Annotated in this window: 15 protein-coding genes and 1 pseudogene; 11 read left to right on the forward strand and 5 right to left on the reverse strand. The window is 69.7% G+C overall.

What is annotated here, in order from left to right:
• Positions 1-139: 139 nt before the first annotated feature.
• Positions 140-850, forward strand: coding sequence for a dienelactone hydrolase family protein (locus tag LPA45_RS25410; protein WP_116318920.1), 711 nt, complete (start codon positions 140-142; stop codon positions 848-850).
• Positions 851-973: 123 nt separating this feature from the next.
• Complete coding sequence (locus tag LPA45_RS25415; protein ID WP_116318921.1) at positions 974-2,521, forward strand: acyl-CoA synthetase; 1,548 nt, start codon at positions 974-976, stop codon at positions 2,519-2,521.
• 20 nt (positions 2,522-2,541) lie between these two features.
• On the opposite strand, the gene LPA45_RS25420 is transcribed toward LPA45_RS25415, so the two are convergent.
• Positions 2,542-3,264: a glycine zipper 2TM domain-containing protein gene (locus LPA45_RS25420; protein WP_317921823.1), complete on the reverse strand. Its 723-nt coding sequence runs from the start codon at positions 3,262-3,264 to the stop codon at positions 2,542-2,544.
• Positions 3,265-3,398: 134 nt separating this feature from the next.
• Positions 3,399-3,857 carry a MarR family winged helix-turn-helix transcriptional regulator gene (locus tag LPA45_RS25425; RefSeq protein ID WP_116318923.1) on the reverse strand — a complete coding sequence of 153 codons (459 nt, stop codon included), beginning with the start codon at positions 3,855-3,857 and terminating at the stop codon, positions 3,399-3,401.
• A gap of 212 nt (positions 3,858-4,069) precedes the next feature.
• Here LPA45_RS25425 and LPA45_RS25430 point away from each other — a divergent pair, with 212 nt between their 5' ends.
• Positions 4,070-4,633, forward strand: coding sequence for a YggT family protein (locus LPA45_RS25430; RefSeq protein WP_116318924.1), 564 nt, complete (start codon positions 4,070-4,072; stop codon positions 4,631-4,633).
• Between the two features lie 161 nt (positions 4,634-4,794).
• A complete protein-coding gene (locus LPA45_RS25435; RefSeq protein ID WP_116318925.1) occupies positions 4,795-5,085 on the forward strand; it encodes a hypothetical protein in 291 nt (96 codons plus the stop codon).
• 54 nt (positions 5,086-5,139) lie between these two features.
• Here LPA45_RS25435 and LPA45_RS25440 read toward each other — a convergent pair whose 3' ends face one another.
• Positions 5,140-6,159 (reverse strand): LysR family transcriptional regulator, encoded by a 1,020-nt coding sequence (locus LPA45_RS25440; protein ID WP_116318926.1) that lies wholly within the window; start codon positions 6,157-6,159, stop codon positions 5,140-5,142.
• A 60-nt stretch (positions 6,160-6,219) separates the two neighbouring features.
• Between LPA45_RS25440 and LPA45_RS25445 the strand changes: the two genes are divergently transcribed.
• Together LPA45_RS25445 and LPA45_RS25450 are read left to right on the forward strand one after the other, a co-directional pair.
• Positions 6,220-7,842: an MFS transporter gene (locus tag LPA45_RS25445; protein WP_317921826.1), complete on the forward strand. Its 1,623-nt coding sequence runs from the start codon at positions 6,220-6,222 to the stop codon at positions 7,840-7,842.
• A 205-nt stretch (positions 7,843-8,047) separates the two neighbouring features.
• Entirely contained in the window at positions 8,048-8,884 is an 837-nt protein-coding gene (locus LPA45_RS25450; RefSeq protein WP_116318928.1) for an IclR family transcriptional regulator, read from the forward strand.
• Positions 8,885-8,914: 30 nt separating this feature from the next.
• On the opposite strand, the gene LPA45_RS25455 is transcribed toward LPA45_RS25450, so the two are convergent.
• Complete coding sequence (locus LPA45_RS25455) at positions 8,915-9,763, reverse strand: phytanoyl-CoA dioxygenase family protein (RefSeq protein WP_116318929.1); 849 nt, start codon at positions 9,761-9,763, stop codon at positions 8,915-8,917.
• Positions 9,764-10,023: 260 nt separating this feature from the next.
• Here LPA45_RS25455 and LPA45_RS25460 point away from each other — a divergent pair, with 260 nt between their 5' ends.
• The 5 genes and pseudogenes from LPA45_RS25460 to LPA45_RS25480 form a co-directional block, all read left to right on the forward strand.
• Complete coding sequence (locus LPA45_RS25460; protein WP_317921829.1) at positions 10,024-10,950, forward strand: MoxR family ATPase; 927 nt, start codon at positions 10,024-10,026, stop codon at positions 10,948-10,950.
• Between the two features lie 65 nt (positions 10,951-11,015).
• Complete coding sequence (locus tag LPA45_RS25465) at positions 11,016-12,023, forward strand: DUF58 domain-containing protein (RefSeq protein WP_367395048.1); 1,008 nt, start codon at positions 11,016-11,018, stop codon at positions 12,021-12,023.
• The gene (locus LPA45_RS25470) at positions 12,020-14,026 is read left to right on the forward strand and encodes a DUF3488 and transglutaminase-like domain-containing protein (RefSeq protein WP_317921831.1); all 2,007 of its coding nucleotides are present in this window, start codon (positions 12,020-12,022) and stop codon (positions 14,024-14,026) included. The genes LPA45_RS25465 and LPA45_RS25470 overlap by 4 nt, the downstream gene beginning before the upstream one ends.
• A gap of 13 nt (positions 14,027-14,039) precedes the next feature.
• The gene (locus LPA45_RS25475) at positions 14,040-14,468 is read left to right on the forward strand and encodes a MarR family transcriptional regulator (protein WP_317921841.1); all 429 of its coding nucleotides are present in this window, start codon (positions 14,040-14,042) and stop codon (positions 14,466-14,468) included.
• Between the two features lie 129 nt (positions 14,469-14,597).
• Positions 14,598-14,768 (forward strand): annotated as a pseudogene (locus LPA45_RS25480) (MFS transporter); the annotation flags it as partial.
• 146 nt (positions 14,769-14,914) lie between these two features.
• Here LPA45_RS25480 and LPA45_RS25485 read toward each other — a convergent pair.
• Entirely contained in the window at positions 14,915-15,247 is a 333-nt protein-coding gene (locus tag LPA45_RS25485; RefSeq protein ID WP_116318933.1) for a hypothetical protein, read from the reverse strand.
• Positions 15,248-15,314: the final 67 nt, after the last annotated feature.

Below are 15,314 nucleotides of genomic sequence, written 5' to 3' on the forward strand. Positions count from 1 at the left end.
GCTTATTGAGCGCGCGCCGGACCCGGCAAGTGGCGCGCGCCAGCACGGTGGCGCGCGCGGTGGCAAACTTGCGGCTGGCGCGCGGCACGTGCCGCGCATTCCGCCTACCCGTTGTGAGCCATTCCGGAGAGCCCTTGCCATGACAGCCATTCCCGACAGCCAATGGATCCGCGTCGACAGCGACGCGGGCAGCTTCGACGCCTACCTCAGCCTGCCCCCCGCAGGCGCCAGGCCGGGCGCGCCCGCCATCGTGCTGCTGCAGGAAATCTTCGGCGTGAACGAACACATCCGCGCGGTGGCTGACCAGTACGCCGCCGATGGCTATGCCGTACTCGCGCCCGACGTGTTCTGGCGCGAGGCGCCGCGCGTCGAGCTGGGCTATGCCGGCGATGACATGACGCGTGCGATGGCGCTGCGCAAATCGGTCGACGTCGAAGCCGCGCTCGGCGACATCGCCGCCACCGTGCAGGCGCTGCGCCAGCGCACCGGCGCCGGCAAGGTCGCCACGGTGGGCTACTGCTTCGGCGGCCTGCTGTCGTACCTGAGCGCGGCGCGCGGGCTGGTCGACGCCGCGGTGCCGTACTACGGCGGCGGCATCCAGAACCAGCTGCAGGAAGCGGCGAACATCCGCGTGCCGGTGCAGTTCCACTACGGCGCGCTCGACGCGCACATCCCGCCGGAGGCCGTGCAGAGCGTGCGCGACGCCATGGCGGGCAAGCCCGGCAGCGAGATCCACGTCTACGACAACGCCGACCACGGCTTCAACTGCTGGGCGCGTGCTTCGTACCACCAGCCCAGTGCCGCGCTGGCACACGGGCGCGCGCTGGCCTTCCTGGCGCAGGCGCTGTAACAGCCCCGGGGGCGCCCCTGCGCGCCCCGCTGCCGCCTTGCCATGGCGAGGCGGCTGCCCTTATCCTCGGCGCTTGGCTTCAAAGACTTGCTGGACCCTCAAACCATAACGACGGAGACCACCATGCAGTCAGAGCAGCAGCGCGCCCTGCGCAACACCATCCCCGATGCCATCGCCCGCGCGGTGCGGCGCAGCCCCGCCAAGACCGCGCTCCGCTTCGGCGAACGGTCCTGGAGCTATCGCGAACTCGACCTCGCCGCCGCGCGCGTGGCCGGTGCGCTGGTGCAATGGGGGCTGCGCCCCGGTGACCGCGTGGCCGCCTTCGGCAAGAACTCGGATGCGTACGTGCTGCTGTGGCTGGCCTGCCTGCGCAGCGGGCTGGTCCATGTGCCGGTCAATTTCTCGATGACGCGGCCGGAGGTGGAATATCTCGTCACGCAATCGGGCGCCAGCGCGGTCTTTGCCGACCCGGCACTGGCCGAGCGCATCGAGGGCCTGCCATGCCGGATCATCGGCACGCTGCATGGCGGCAACCCGGCGCGCGATATCCTGGCTGCGGCGGCCAGCGGCCCCGAGGCACCGGTACTCGAGAGCCTTGCCGATACCATGCCGGCGCAGATCCTGTACACCTCTGGCACGACCTCCGCGCCCAAGGGCGCGGTGCTGACCCACCGCGCGCTGCTGGCCGAGTATGTCAGCACCATCGCCGCCTGCGACATCCGCGCCTCGGACTATTCGCTGGCCGCGCTGCCGCTGTACCACTCGGCGCAGATGCACGTGTTCCTGATGCCGCTGCTGCTGTGCGGCGGCACCACGCTGATCGCCGGCAGTCCCGAGGCGGGCTACTGCCTGCGTACCATCCACGCGGAAGGCATCACCAGCTTCTTTGCCCCGCCCACGGTCTGGATCTCGCTGCTGCGCCACGCCGAGTTCGATCCCGCCAGGCTCGGCGCGCTGGTCAAGGCCTACTACGGGGCGTCGATCATGCCGGTGCCGGTGCTGCTGGAGTTGCAGCAGAAGCTGCCGGCGCTGCGCTTCTATAACTGCTACGGGCAAAGCGAGATCGGGCCGCTGGCGACGGTGCTGGGTCCCGACGAACATGCGGCGCGCCCCGCGTCGGCAGGGCGGCCGGTGCTGAATGTCGAGACGCGCATCGTCGACGAGACCATGCAGGACGTCCCGCCCGGCGAGCTTGGCGAGATCGTGCATCGCTCGCCGCAGCTGCTGACCGAGTACTGGGACAAGCCGGAACAGACCGCCGAAGCGTTTGCCGGCGGCTGGTTCCATTCCGGCGACCTCGGCTACCTGGATGCCGAGGGCTACCTGTACGTGGTCGACCGGATCAAGGACGTGATCAATTCAGGCGGCGTGCTGGTATCGAGCCGCGAAGTGGAAGAGTGCCTGTACACGCATGGCGCGGTGGCCGAAGCCGCGGTGTTCGCGCTGCCTCACCCGAAGTGGGTCGAGGCAGTGGCCGCGTGCGTGGTGCGCAAGCGCGGCCAGGAGGCCAGCGAAGACGCGCTGGTCGCGCATGCGCGCCAGGCGCTGGCGCCGTTCAAGGTGCCCAAGCGCATCGTCTTCGTCGACGACCTGCCGCGCAATACGGCGGGCAAGCTGCTCAAGCGCCAGCTGCGCGAAGACTACGCGCAACTGTTCAACGCCGGAGCCTAGCCGGCCAGCGCCGGCATCGGTCAGTACGGCACCGCGACGCCGTTCTCGACCTTGACGCGGTCGCCAATGCGCATCTGGTAGGCGTTGGCCTGCGTCAGCGTCAGGTAGGCGTTGTCGCTGGTGCGCACGCGCACGCGGTAGGCCGGTGCGCTGCTGCCGGTGCGCTTCTCGACCTCGTTGCCGGCCACCGCACCGGCCACGGCGCCACCGATGGTGGCCACCGTATTGCCGCGGCCGCGGCCGACCTGGTGGCCGAGCAGGCCGCCGACGATGCCGCCGACCACCGCGCCGGCGCCGCTGGTCGAGGGCGGCTGGCCGGCCACCACTTCGATGGCCTCTACCCAGCCGTAGCGCACGCCGTAGGCCTGGTTGCCGTAGTTGTCGTTGCCGTAGCTGTTGTTGGAGTCGTAGCCGCCGTCCGGATATTGCTGCTGCGGATACCCCTGCTGCGGATACCCCTGCTGCGGATAGCCTTGCTGCGGATATTGCTGTTGCGGGTAGCCCTGCTGTGGATATTGCTGTTGCGGGTAGCCGCTGATGGTGGTGCCGCTGGTGCCGCTGCCGTAGTTGCCGCCATAGCTTCCACCATAGCCGCCGCCATAGCCGCTATTGCTGCCGTAGCTGCCATAGCCGCCCCCATAGCCCCCGCCATAGCCGTTGTCGTAGCCATACGGCGTGGCACACCCGGCCAGCGCACCGGCGCCAAGCACCGCAAGCACAACCGAACGAAAGGGGATGGACATGGCTCGACTCCTGCGCACTGCGCGTATTGATGAATGCGCGCGAGTCTAGGGCCGCCTGCGGGCGGCGGGTGTCACCGGAGCTTTTGATTGGTAACTGCCTGTAACCGGGCCGCGCCGCGGCCGGTTTGCAATGCTCAGCCGCGCTCCGCGCCGTCGTCGTTGAACTGCGTGATGCGGGCCACGCGGAAGGTGTTGCGCAGCGATTCCAGCTCGGTCCGATGCAGCATTGCGAGCCGGTTCAGGCTGCGCTCGCCCTTGGCCAGCAGGTGTACCTGTACCACGCGGCGATCATCGGGATTGAGGCGGCGCTTGACCAGCCCGGCTGCCTCGCAACGATTGACCAGCGCCACCACGCCGTGCTGCTTGGCCTGCAGGCGTTCGGCCAGCTCGCCGATCGAGGCCCAGTCCTTGTCGGCGCTGCCGCGGACATGCAGCAGCAGCAGGTACTGCTGCACGGTCAGCCCTTCCTCGCGCGCCGCGTCCTCGGAGAACCGCAGGAAACGCCGCAGCTGGTAGCGGAAGTCCGAGAGCGCCTCGAAGTCGGCCTTGGTGAGTGGCGCAGAGTTGCGGGACGAGGCTGGCTTGCTGGGCATAGGACTAAGCGGAAGAACGACGGAAAGCGCGAAAAAGACGGGAACACACCCGCCGCAGGCGCAGTGCGGCCGCGGGCGCCCGCAATTATAGGGCGGCGCCGGCATGTTGGACGCGACACAGGCATGTACCCCGAATGCGCCGATGTGACGCCGGGCTATGGCAGAATCTGTGCGGTTGCAGACACCTTCACCCGTCACCGGAAACCGCATCGATGTTTACGGAAATCGCCCTCTTCCTGCTGGATACCGTCTTTACCCTGTTCGGCATGGCCCTGCTGCTGCGCGTCTGGATGCAGCTGACGCGGCTGCCGACACGCAACCCGGTCTCGCAGGGCGTGTTCCAGATCACCGACTGGCTGGTGCGGCCGCTGCGCCGGATCATCCCGGGCGTGGGCGGCATCGACTGGGCCACGGTGGTGGCGGCCTGGCTGACGGCGGTCGTGTTCCTGCTGCTGGTTGCGCTGTTCAGCAACGCCGACCTGCTGGCATTCCTGCCGGCGGTGCTGCTCACTGCGTTGCTGTACGTGCTGAAGTGGGCGATCAGCCTGGTGATGTGGGTCACGCTGCTGATGGCGATCCTGTCGTGGGTCAACCCGCATTCGCCGGTCACCCCCGCCATCGACCACCTGACCGCGCCGGTGCTGCGCCCGATCCAGCGCGTGGTGCCGCGCCTGGGGGGCTTCGATGTCTCGCCGCTGGTGCTGTTCCTGATCGCGCAGATCCTGCTGATGGTGATCGCCCGGCTGGGGGCGAGCGTGTTCAACATGCATTTCTGAGGATTGCAGGCAGCTGCGATGGCGCCGGTGCCAGCCGGCGCATTGTCCAGGCGCCTGGACAGTGTTTCGCTTATTGACGCTTTTTCTGCTTAGTGTGAAGTCCTACATTACAGGCGACGTGGCGATGCAGCCACGCACCCTGCCAAGAAGGACCACACACCATGAAGACCCTCGCACAACGCCGCAGCCTGGCGCTTTCCCTGCTCTGCGCGGCCGGCCTGTCGTTTGCCGCCGTTGCCGCCCACGCCTCTGAACCGGTTTCCGACATCGCCCGCCTCGACGGCGGTATCGCCCACGTCGGCAAGGTCGACCCGTTCCTGGACGGCGCCCATGGGTTCCGAGATGGCCGCCGCGATCCGTACACCGACGGCGCCAGGCAAGGCAAGGCCGATCCGTTCACCGACGGCGCAAGCATCACCGACCGCCGCGACAGCTTCACCGAAGGCGCCTGAGCTTCTGCGTTTTCCCTTGCCACGGCCTTGCGCCGTGGTGGCCCGCCGGCATCCTCAACCCGCCGGCCGGGCCTCTCCCTCTGCCAGGCCGCTTCCTTCCGCCTGCGCGTCGCCCGCGGGCCCGGCACCCTCCCTCGCCCACTCGCCTGGCTCGATCCCTTCCAGGCCTGACTCGGGCCCCAGCTCCGACACCATCATCGACTCGATCGCTTCCATGAACACGCGCACCTTGCGCGGCTGCAGGCGCCGGTCCGGCAGCAGCGCGAACACGCGCAGCGGCGGCAGCGGGAAGTCCGGCAGCACCCGCACCAGGCGGCCCTGCGCGACCTCGGCTTCGCAGTAGTTCACCGACAGGCGCGCGATGCCAAGGCCCGCCAGCGCGCCCTGCAGGCGCAACTCGGCGTTGAAGGTCTGCATGCGCGGGCGGATCGGCACGGAGACGGTCTCGCCGCCGCGGGTGAATTCCCAGACGGTGTCGCCCGGCGTGGTCAGCGTCGGCATGTTGGCCAGGTCTTCCGGACGCAGTTGCGCCGGCAGGCTGTCCGCCAGCGACGGCGCGGCGAACAGCCCGCGCTCGACGTGGTAGATGCGGCGGGCCACCGTGCCGGAGTCGGGCAGGTCGGCATCGACGATGACGAAGGCCACGTCAAACCCGTCGCGGATCGGATCGACCAGTCCCTGCGTGATCTCCACCGCCACGTCGAGTGCCGGATGCGCCGCCAGCGTGCGGCAGATCACCCCGCCCAGTTGCTGGGCGCCAAATTCATATGGCGTGGCGATGCGCAGCACGCCCTGCACGCGCTCCTCGCGCGCCAGCGTTTCCTGGCGGATCTCGCGCAGCCGCGCGAACAGCGGCGCGACGTCACGATAGACCGCCTTGCCGGCATCGGTGAGGCGCATGCGCCGCGTGGTGCGCTCCAGCAGCTTGGCGCCGATGGCGGTTTCCAGCCGCGCCACCGCGGCCGACACGCGCGACTTGGGGCAATCGAGCTGCTCCGCCGCGGCCGTGAACGTACCCTGCTCAACGACGCAGCAGAACGCCTCCCAGTCGTTCCATTGAATTGTTTGATTCACCGGACAATGTTTCCCTGACAGCCTGTAGTTCTCTTCGGCAGGCGACATTATGCTTGAGCGATGCAACAAACGCCTGTCCCGGCTGCACCGGACAGCTCAGCCCCAGCGCTGGCAACATCAGTCCCGGCAGCCCTCGCCCCCGCAACGACACCGGCCACCGCCCCAGCGCGCCCCCGCATGCAACTCGCCAGTCACCCCGAAATGGGTCACTGGCGTCTTTCATTGTTCGGCCTGACGCTCGGCCTGGTCACCGGCATCGACTTTTCTTCCACGCTGATGATGGGCGTGGCCAGCCAGCATATCCAGGGCGGCGTCGGCGCCGCGCCCGAAGACTACCTGTACGCGGTCTCGGCCTATGCCGCGACCGCGGTGCTGATGAACATGGTGCTTGACCAGGTCGCGCGCCGCACCACGTACAAGCGCTTTACGCTGGCGTCGCTGGTGGTGTTCATCCTGGGTTCGCTGATCTGTGCCGAATTTGCCAGCCCCGCCGGGCTGATCTCCGGCAAGGCGGTGCAGGGCCTGGGCGCCGGCGGCCTGTTCGCGGCCTCGCGCATCCTGGTGCAACTGGTGTCGACGCCGGCCGAACGTGGTGCCTTGATGCTGCGCTTCGGCGGTGGCGCGTTCTCGATGCTGGCGATCACGCCATGGCTGACCAGCATTTTCCTCGACGATATCGGCTGGCGCGCGGTGTTCCTGTTCCAGGCCGGCATTGCCTTGCCGGTGCTGCTGTCGGTGGCGCTGACCTACCCCACGCGTGCGCCGCGCGACCCGCATCCCCCGGTGTCGACGCTGGACTGGCCCGTGGCGATCGCCGCCGCGGCCGGCGCGCTGGTATTCCTGCACACGCTGCAGGAGATGCGCTACACGCGCTTTTTCAGTTCGCTGGAAATGCCGCTGGCCGCGCTGTGCGGCCTGGCGCTGTTCGCCTTCGCCGGCTGGCGCCTGTACCGCCATCCGGACCCGTGGATCGACCTGTCGCGGTTGGCCGGGCGCCAGTATCTCTATGGGCTGGGCTTCTACACGCTGTATTACCTGATGTCGTCGGCATGGGCCTTCCTGCTGCCGTCGCTGACGCAGACCGGCCTGGGCCTGACGTTCCGCACCACCTGCATGCTGCTGGCAACCAGCGGCACGGTGGCGACCATCGGCGCTGTCCTTATCACGCTGGGCATGGCGCTGGTGTTCCGCAAGCGGCGCGTGATCGCGCTCGGCTTTATCGTCTATGCCTGCGCCGCGATGCTGTTTTCGCACCAGCTGATGCCGGGCGCGCCCGACTATGCGCTGGTGCCGGTGGTGCTGCTGGAAGGGCTGACGCCGGTGCTGCTGATGGTGCAGGTGGCATCGATGACCTATCTGGATGTGCCGGTCGAGGATTTCTCGCACGCCTACCAGTTCAAGAACGTGTGCAAGCAGATTGCCTCGGCCATGGGCACCGGCCTGGCCAGCGTGTTCATGCAGGACGGGCTGGCCGAGCACCGCACCCACCTGGTCGAACAGGTCACGCGCTTCAACCCGGCGCTGCAAGCCCCCGATGCGCTGTCGGCCGCGGGGCTGGCGAAGATCTCGCTGGAAATCGACCGGCAGGCCACGCTGCTGGCCGGCATGGACATTCTGCACGGCTTCGCGGTGATCTGCGTGCTCGGCGCGGTGTTCGTGCTGGTGCAGCGCAGCTTCCGCTAAGGTCTCACCTTCCACAGACGCCCCACCTGCTTCCTATAACAAAAGAGCCGGTGCAGGAGACAGCATGGCGGCGCCCCGCGGGGCACCGCAAGACCCATGCCGCCGTCCGGCCGCTGGCGGGGCCGGTACTGGCGTTGTGCCGGCATTTCCTCTACCCTTTCGGCCTTTCCGTGCCAATCCGGCGGCCCACGCCGGTGCTACGCCGATGGCCAGTTCCACCGACTCCCCCCGCGACGCGCAGGCGCCCCAGAGCGCAGGCAGCGCCGCCGCGCCCGAGAAGCCAAGCGACAGCTATGTGCAGTCCTTTGCACGCGGGCTGTCGGTCATCCGTGCTTTCAATGCCCAGCACCCGGCGCAAACGCTGACGGAAATCGCCCAGGCCAGCGGCCTCACGCGCGCGGGCGCGCGCCGCATCCTGCTGACGCTGGTGGGACTGGGCTATGTGCAGGCCGATGGGCGGCTGTTCCGGCTGACGCCCAAGATCCTCGACCTCGGCTTTGCCTACCTGACCTCGATGCCGTTCTGGAACCTGGCCGAGCCGATCATGGAGACGCTGTCGCAGCAGGTGCATGAAAGCTGCTCGATCTCCGTGCTGGACGGAACCGAGATCGTCTACGTGCTGCGCGTGCCGGCGCGCAAGATCATGACCATCAACCTGTCGATCGGCAGCCGGCTGCCGGCGTACTGCTCGTCGATGGGCCGCGTGCTGATGGCGGGGCTGAATGAAGCCGAGCTGGACAGCGTGCTGCGCGCCAGCGAGCTGCGCGCGCGCACCAGCCGCACCGTGACCGACATCGATGCGTTGAAGGCCGTCGTCGCCGACATCCGCAAGCGCGGCTGGGCACTCAACGACCAGGAGCTGGAAGAGGGACTGGTGTCGCTGGCGGCGCCGATCCGCAACCGTGCCGGCCAGACCATCGCCGCCATCAATATCAGCGGCCAGGCCAACCGCACCAGCGCGCAGGAAATGCTGGAGCGCTTCCTGCCGCCGCTGCTCGAAGCCTCGGAAAAGATCTCGGGGCTGGTCGGGCTGCGTACCTGAACGGCGCTCCCGACACCCGCTCCGGCAGGCTCAGCCGGCCACCGGCAGCGCCACGCTGCCGAACTCGGCCGAGCGCGTACCGTCCAGCGGCCGGTTGCTGGCGCCGAAATACGCAAAGGCCACCGACAGCTTGACCGCGTTGGAGGCATTGCGCCCCGCCGCGTGGAACAGCCGGCTGTCGAAGAACAGCACATCGCCGCGATGCAGCGCGAGCGGGCGCGCCGCCTGCAGCAGCGGCAGGCTGGCGGGGTGCGCCTCGATCAGGAACTCGGCCGGATCCAGCTGGCCCGGCTCCAGCGCCGCGCGGTGAGATCCCGGGATGACGCGCAGCACGCCGTTGCTTTCGTCCTCGTCGCCCAGCGCCAGCCACACCGTCACCAGCTCGGGCTTGGCAAACGACCAATAGCGGGTATCGCGGTGCCAGCCGGTCTGGCTGCCGTAGTGCGGGTGCTTGGTCATCACGCAGTTGTGGTGCGCCAGCGTCAGGCACGCGGGTTCGCCCAGCAGCGCCTGCACCACCGACACCAGCTTCGGGTCGGTGGCCCAGTCGTGGAACACGTCGTCGCGGCCGTAGGCCTGGCGCAGCCGCCTGACGGTGCCGCCGCCGGCGGCGTCGCGCGCGGCGGGGGCGCCGGGATAGCCCAGGTCGGCCTCGAACTCCACCGGCGGCACCGCCGCCGCCAGGTGCCTGCGCGCCACCGCTTCCAGCGCGGCGCAGTCTGCCTCGCTGCCGAAGCCGCGCAGGATCGCGAAGCCACTGGCATGGAAGGCCTGCGCCAGGCGCAGCAGCGCATCGGAATCGGCAGCGTCGGGGGTCAGCACGGCAGCGGCAGGGAGGTCGGCAGGCAGGTCGGCAGGGGAGTCCAGCGAGGCAGTCATTGCAGCGGGCAGCGGAAGGAGAGGGAAACACGGGTGGGCCGGCGGTGGCCCGACAGGCTCATGATGCCAGAACCGGCGCTATCTGGCGTGGTCTGGCAGCAGCCGCTGCGCCATTCAGGTGCAGCGCCGCTGGCCCGGGGTGTCTCCGTTCGGAAACAGACGGTGCCGCGTGCCGCGCACGCCGCTACAATGCGCTGGACTGCGTCCCCATTCTTGCCGGCAATCCGGCTCCCTTTCACTCCTTTGCGCCGAGGTCCAACGTGACTGCTCGCCCACGCATCGTCGCTTCGCTCGCCGAGGCCCAGGCCCAGCTGGGCCGCATCCTCCTTGGCAAGCCGCAGCAAGTGAGGCTGGCGCTGGCCTGCATGCTGGCGGGGGGCCACCTGCTGCTGGAAGACGTGCCCGGCGTGGGCAAGACCACGCTGGCGCATGCGCTGGCGCGTACGCTCGGGCTGCAGTACCAGCGCGTGCAGTTCACCAGCGACCTGCTGCCGGCGGACCTGATCGGCGTCTCGGTGTTCATGCGCGACGCGGGCGAATTCCGCTTCCACCGCGGCCCGGTGTTCGCGCAAGTGGTGCTGGCTGATGAGATCAACCGGGCGCCGCCCAAGACCCAGAGCGCGCTGCTCGAAGCCATGGCCGAGCAGCAGGTGACGCATGACGGCACCACGCATGCGCTGCCGGCACCGTTTTTCGTCATCGCCACGCAAAATCCGCTGGAGCAGCTCGGCACCCATGCGCTGCCCGAGTCGCAACTCGACCGCTTTACCATGCGCGTGTCGCTGGGCTACCCCGATCCGGCCTTCGAGCGCGTGCTGTACCTTGGCGGCGCCAGCGCGGCGGAAGCCACGCCGGTGATGGATGCCGCGCAGGTACTGGCCCTGCAGCAGGCCGCCGCGCAGGTGTACGCCAGCCCCGCGCTGGTCGACTATGTGCTGGCGCTGGTGCAAGCCACGCGCCAGCACGGCGGCTTTGCCGCGGGCCTGTCGCCGCGCGCCGGGCTGTCGCTGCTGGCCTGCGCACGCGCCTGGGCCTTGCTGGCGCAGCGCGAGCTGGTGCTGCCTGAAGATGTGCAGGCGGTCTTTACCGCCGTAGCCGCGCACCGGTTGCTGCCGGCGGGCGGGGGCGGGCCTGCGGGGGTGGACGGCGAGCTGGCGGCGCTGCTTGCCGGCGTGGCCATCCCCTGACGCCCATGGCGAGCGATCCGCTGGCGGCGCCGCACAAACACGGAAACGCCGCCGGACAACATCGCTTGCCCAGGCCGGGGCTGTTCGCGTCCGCCAGGCTCTTCCGCCAGCGCATTGCCGCGCGCCGGCCGTCCGGCGGTACCGTGCGGCTGGACCGGCGCCATCTCTATATCCTTCCCGCGCGGGGCGGCATCGGCTTTGCCGCGCTGCTCGGCGCGATGCTGCTGACTTCGCTCAACTACAACATCAGCCTGGGCTTCGCGCTGACCTTCCTGCTGGCCGGCATCGGCATGTCGTGCATGTGGCTGGCTTACCGAAACCTGCTCGAACTGTCGGTGAGCGCGGGCACGGTGGCGCCAGTGCATGCCGGCCAGTTGGCGGTGTTTGCGCTGCGCGCCGACAACGCCGAAGCCGAGGCGCGCATCGGCATCGAGGCGCGCGTGCCGGCGCTGCCCGAAGTGTTGCCCGCCACCCTGACACTCGACGGCCACGCCAGCGGCACGCTGGCCCTGCACGTGCCAGCGCCGCGGCGCGGACGGCTGGTGCTGCCGCGCGTGGTGATCAGCAGCCGCTTCCCGTTCGGGCTGTTCCGCGTCTGGAGCCATGCGGACCTGCCGCTGTCGACGCTGGTCTATCCGGCGCCGGAGGCCAATGCACCACCCCCGCCCGCCGCGCATCGCCCAGGCGCGGACGACGCGGGACATGCCGCGGCCGCCGTTCCGAGCGACGACGGCATCGACCAGTTGCGGCGCTACCGCAGCGGCGACCCGTTGCACCGGATCGCGTGGAAGCACAGCGCGCGCACCGGCCGCTGGCTCAGCCGCAGCGGCGATCCACCGCAACGCCCTGCGCGCTGGCTCGACTGGCAGGCGATGCCGGCGGGCATGGACGCCGAAGCGCGGCTATCGCGGCTGTGCGCGTGGCTGCTGGCCGCACCGGACGATGCGGAAATCGGCCTGCGCCTGCCGGGTCTTGAACTGCCACCCGCATGCGGCGCGAGCCATCGGCGCGCCTGCCTGGAGGCACTGGCGCTGTGGCCGCAGCATCCAACGCGGCCCGGAGCCCGCCCATGAACGCCGTGGCACGGCCGCTGCGGCATGAAGACCACGGCATGCTGCTCGGCCAGCTGGCGCTGGTGCTGGCGCCGCAGGCGCGCACGCTGCCGGTGTCGGTCAGCCTGCTGCTGGTGCTGCTGCTGGGCTGGCGCTGGCTGCTGTGGCGCCGGCGCGCGCCGCTGCCGTCGCGCTGGATGCTCGGCACGACCGCGCTGCTGGTGCTGCTGGTGGCCAGTGCGCTGGCCTGGCAGGCCGGCGGCGGCGTTGGGCGAGAGCTGGCGGTGGCGCTGCTGGGTGCGTTCGTCATCCTCAAGCTGCTCGAGTGCCGCGCGCTGGCCGATGCCACGCTGGTCACGCAGTTGTCCTTCTACCTGCTGCTGACGCTGTACCTGTCGGACCAGCCCTTCTGGCTGGCGCTGTACAGCCTGGCGATTGGCGCCTGGGTGTTGCGCAACTGGCTGCTGCTGCACCACCCGGAGGCGCGCAGCCGGCTGGCGATCTGGCCGATGCTGGGCCGCATGGCGCTGCTCGGCCTGCCGTGGGCGGTGGCCATGTTCGTGCTGTTCCCGCGGCTGGAGCATCCGCTGTGGCAGTTGCCGCAATCCGCGCCCACCGGAACCACCGGACTCAGCGATAGCATGCGGCCCGGCAGCGTCGGTAAGCTGATCCGCTCGCCGGCGCTGGCGCTGCGCGCCGAGGTCGCCGGCCCGCCGCTGCCTGCCGCGGCGCTGTACTGGCGCGCGCTGGTGCTGTGGGAGTACGACGGCATCACCTGGCGCCCCGCACGCCAGCGCCTGCACGCGCTGGCACCTGCGCCGGCTGCTGTCTCCGGCGGGCACGGAATCGACTACAGCATCACGCTTGAGCCCAGTTCGCAGCACTGGCTGCTGGTGCTGGACCGCGGGCAGGCTGTGTCGCCGTCGGCCGATGCCGCCGTCACGCCCGACGGCGAGTTCATGGCGCGCAGGCCGGTGGACCAGCGCCTGCGTTACCAGGCGAGATCGATGCTCGTTCCGGCACCGGAGGCGCTGGATGCCGCCACGCGCCGGCTGGCGCTGGCACTGCCCGCCGGCAACCCGCGCGCCCGCGCGCTGGCAGGCACATGGGCCGCGCAGCACGCCGATCCCGCCGCACGCGTGCAGGCGGCGCTGCGCCTGTTTGCCGCCGCGCCGTTTGCCTACACGCTCAGCCCGCCACCGCTCGGCGCGGAGCAGGTCGACAGTTTTGTGTTCAACACCCGGCGCGGCTTCTGCGAGCACTACGCCAGCAGCTTCGTCTTCCTGATGCGCGCCGCAGGCGTGCCGGCACGGGTCGTCACCGGCTACCAGGGCGGCGAATACAATCCGATCGGCGGCCACTACGTGGTGCGCCAGTCCGACGCCCACGCCTGGGCCGAAGTCTGGCTGGACGGCCGCGGCTGGGTGCGCGTGGACCCCACCAGCGCGGTCGCGCCCAGCCGGATCGAGCAAGGCCTGGACGCCGCCCTTGGCGCCGAGGCCGCGGCATGGCGCCCGGCCCACCAGCCGGGCTGGATGCAGGATGTCCGCTGGGCCTACGAGGGCATGGTCTACCGCTGGCAGCGCTGGGTCCTGCAGTATGACCACGCGCAACAGGCGCGCCTGCTGGCCACCCTCGGCACTGGCGCCAGTGCCGGGCAACTGCTGGCCGGCGCGCTGGGCGTGCTGTGCCTGCTCGCGCTGGTGCCACTGTGGCGACGCCGGGAGCAGGCCGATCCGCTCGACGCCGCGTACGACCGCTTTTGCGAACTGCTGGCCCGGCACGGCTGCGTGCGCGCACCCGCCGAAGGCCCGCAAGACTTCGCCGCACGCGCCAGCGCCCGACTGCCGCAGGCTGCCGCGCCCATCGCGGCGGTTGCCGCGGCCTACATCGGGCAGCGCTATGGCAAGGGTGGCGAGGGCGGCAAGGCTGGTAAGGGCGATCCGACGCACGCGCGCCAGGCGGCGGAGCGCATGCGAGCGGGCACGCGGGACATCGCCGGCGCGCTGCGCCGGCAAAAATGAAGCGCCGCGCGACCTGATCCTGGCATCGCGCCTGCTGCTGCGTACCGCGCGCCTGCTGCGCGCGCATATCGACCAGGCCCTCGCCCCCTTTGAGCTGGACATGAACCAGTACCTGCTGATGAGCATGCTGTCGGCCGACGAAGGCCAGCCCAGCATGCCGTCCGAGCTGGGTACGACGCTGGACGCCACCCGCACGCAGATGACGCGGCTGCTGGACGGGCTCGAAGCGCGCGGCCTGCTGCGCCGCCAGGTATCGGCGCAGGACCGGCGCAGCCTCGAACTGACCCTGACCGCGGCCGGCCGGCGCCTGCTGGAGCGGGCTGCGCCGGTAGTCCATGCCGCCTACGGCGCGGCCTGGGCACCGCTGGGCGCGAGCGGCCTCGCCGGTGCCACCCGCGCGCTGACGCAGTTGCACCACACCCTGCAGGCCCAGCAGCCATGACGACCGGCACGTCCTGGCAGCCGCTATCGCGGCTGCGGCTGCGTGTCGGCATGCGCGGGTTGCGCTGGTTGCGCTGGCTCGGCCACCGCCAGCGGCAGACGCTGCTGATGATGCTGGCGCTGGCCACCGGCGAGGAGTTCCTTCGATATGGCACAGGCGCATCAGGGCGCGCTGGCGCAGCTTGCCACGATGGTCGAGCAACAGGCCAGGCTGATTGCCTGCGAGGATATCTACCGGTTGATTGCGGTGCTCGCGCTTGGCGCGGCGGCGTTCATGCTGCTGCAGCGGCGTCTGGCCTGAAACGCTCAGGTTTGCGCGCCATCAGAGGCAGAACGCTGGAGAAACTGCAGTGCGAGATATCGGGGAGGTGCGGAGTCGCCGCGCAAGCTGATGGTGGCGCGGACGGGTCGCAGTGCCGGCGGACGCGGCATCGGCGAAAAGCCTGCTCAGAACAACGACAGCTGGCGCATGCCGAAACCGATGGTTTCCTCGACGCGCGCGCGTGCGTGGGCCAGCGCCCCTTCTGCACCAGAGTAATTGCCGGCGGCCCAGTGGTAGACCACGGGAACTTCGCCGCGCTCGGACAAACGCACTTCGCCAAGCTTGTCGCCGCGTTCATTGCGGTAGAAATGCGAGCGGTAGCCGCGTTCCCAATGTGGGGCGACCACCTTCTTGCGCCGCCGGGGCTTCGGCGCGGAGCCGGCCGCCGACGTCGTTGACGTCAGTCGCCGCACTCTATCGGTACCCGGCGTTGTGGCGCGGGTGAAATCCAACTGCATAGACTTCCTCTTTGTCGATTCAGCAGAACCAGGGCCGGCGGGGGCTACCGCCGCATGCTTCGTGCAT

It is taken from the genome of Cupriavidus sp. Agwp_2 (assembly GCF_040784895.1).
Lineage (GTDB): Bacteria > Pseudomonadota > Gammaproteobacteria > Burkholderiales > Burkholderiaceae > Cupriavidus.

Bases quoted from the DNA above. Each gene is read 5' to 3' on its own strand.
- LPA45_RS25410 (WP_116318920.1), top strand. From the start codon at position 140: ATGACAGCCATTCCCGACAGCCAATGGATCCGCGTCGACAGCGACGCG.
- LPA45_RS25415 (WP_116318921.1), top strand. From the start codon at position 974: ATGCAGTCAGAGCAGCAGCGCGCCCTGCGCAACACCATCCCCGATGCC.
- LPA45_RS25420 (WP_317921823.1), bottom strand. From the start codon at position 3,264: ATGTCCATCCCCTTTCGTTCGGTTGTGCTTGCGGTGCTTGGCGCCGGT.
- LPA45_RS25425 (WP_116318923.1), bottom strand. From the start codon at position 3,857: ATGCCCAGCAAGCCAGCCTCGTCCCGCAACTCTGCGCCACTCACCAAG.
- LPA45_RS25430 (WP_116318924.1), top strand. From the start codon at position 4,070: ATGTTTACGGAAATCGCCCTCTTCCTGCTGGATACCGTCTTTACCCTG.
- LPA45_RS25435 (WP_116318925.1), top strand. From the start codon at position 4,795: ATGAAGACCCTCGCACAACGCCGCAGCCTGGCGCTTTCCCTGCTCTGC.
- LPA45_RS25445 (WP_317921826.1), top strand. From the start codon at position 6,220: ATGCAACAAACGCCTGTCCCGGCTGCACCGGACAGCTCAGCCCCAGCG.
- LPA45_RS25450 (WP_116318928.1), top strand. From the start codon at position 8,048: ATGGCCAGTTCCACCGACTCCCCCCGCGACGCGCAGGCGCCCCAGAGC.
- LPA45_RS25455 (WP_116318929.1), bottom strand. From the start codon at position 9,763: ATGACTGCCTCGCTGGACTCCCCTGCCGACCTGCCTGCCGACCTCCCT.
- LPA45_RS25470 (WP_317921831.1), top strand. From the start codon at position 12,020: ATGAACGCCGTGGCACGGCCGCTGCGGCATGAAGACCACGGCATGCTG.
- LPA45_RS25485 (WP_116318933.1), bottom strand. From the start codon at position 15,247: ATGCAGTTGGATTTCACCCGCGCCACAACGCCGGGTACCGATAGAGTG.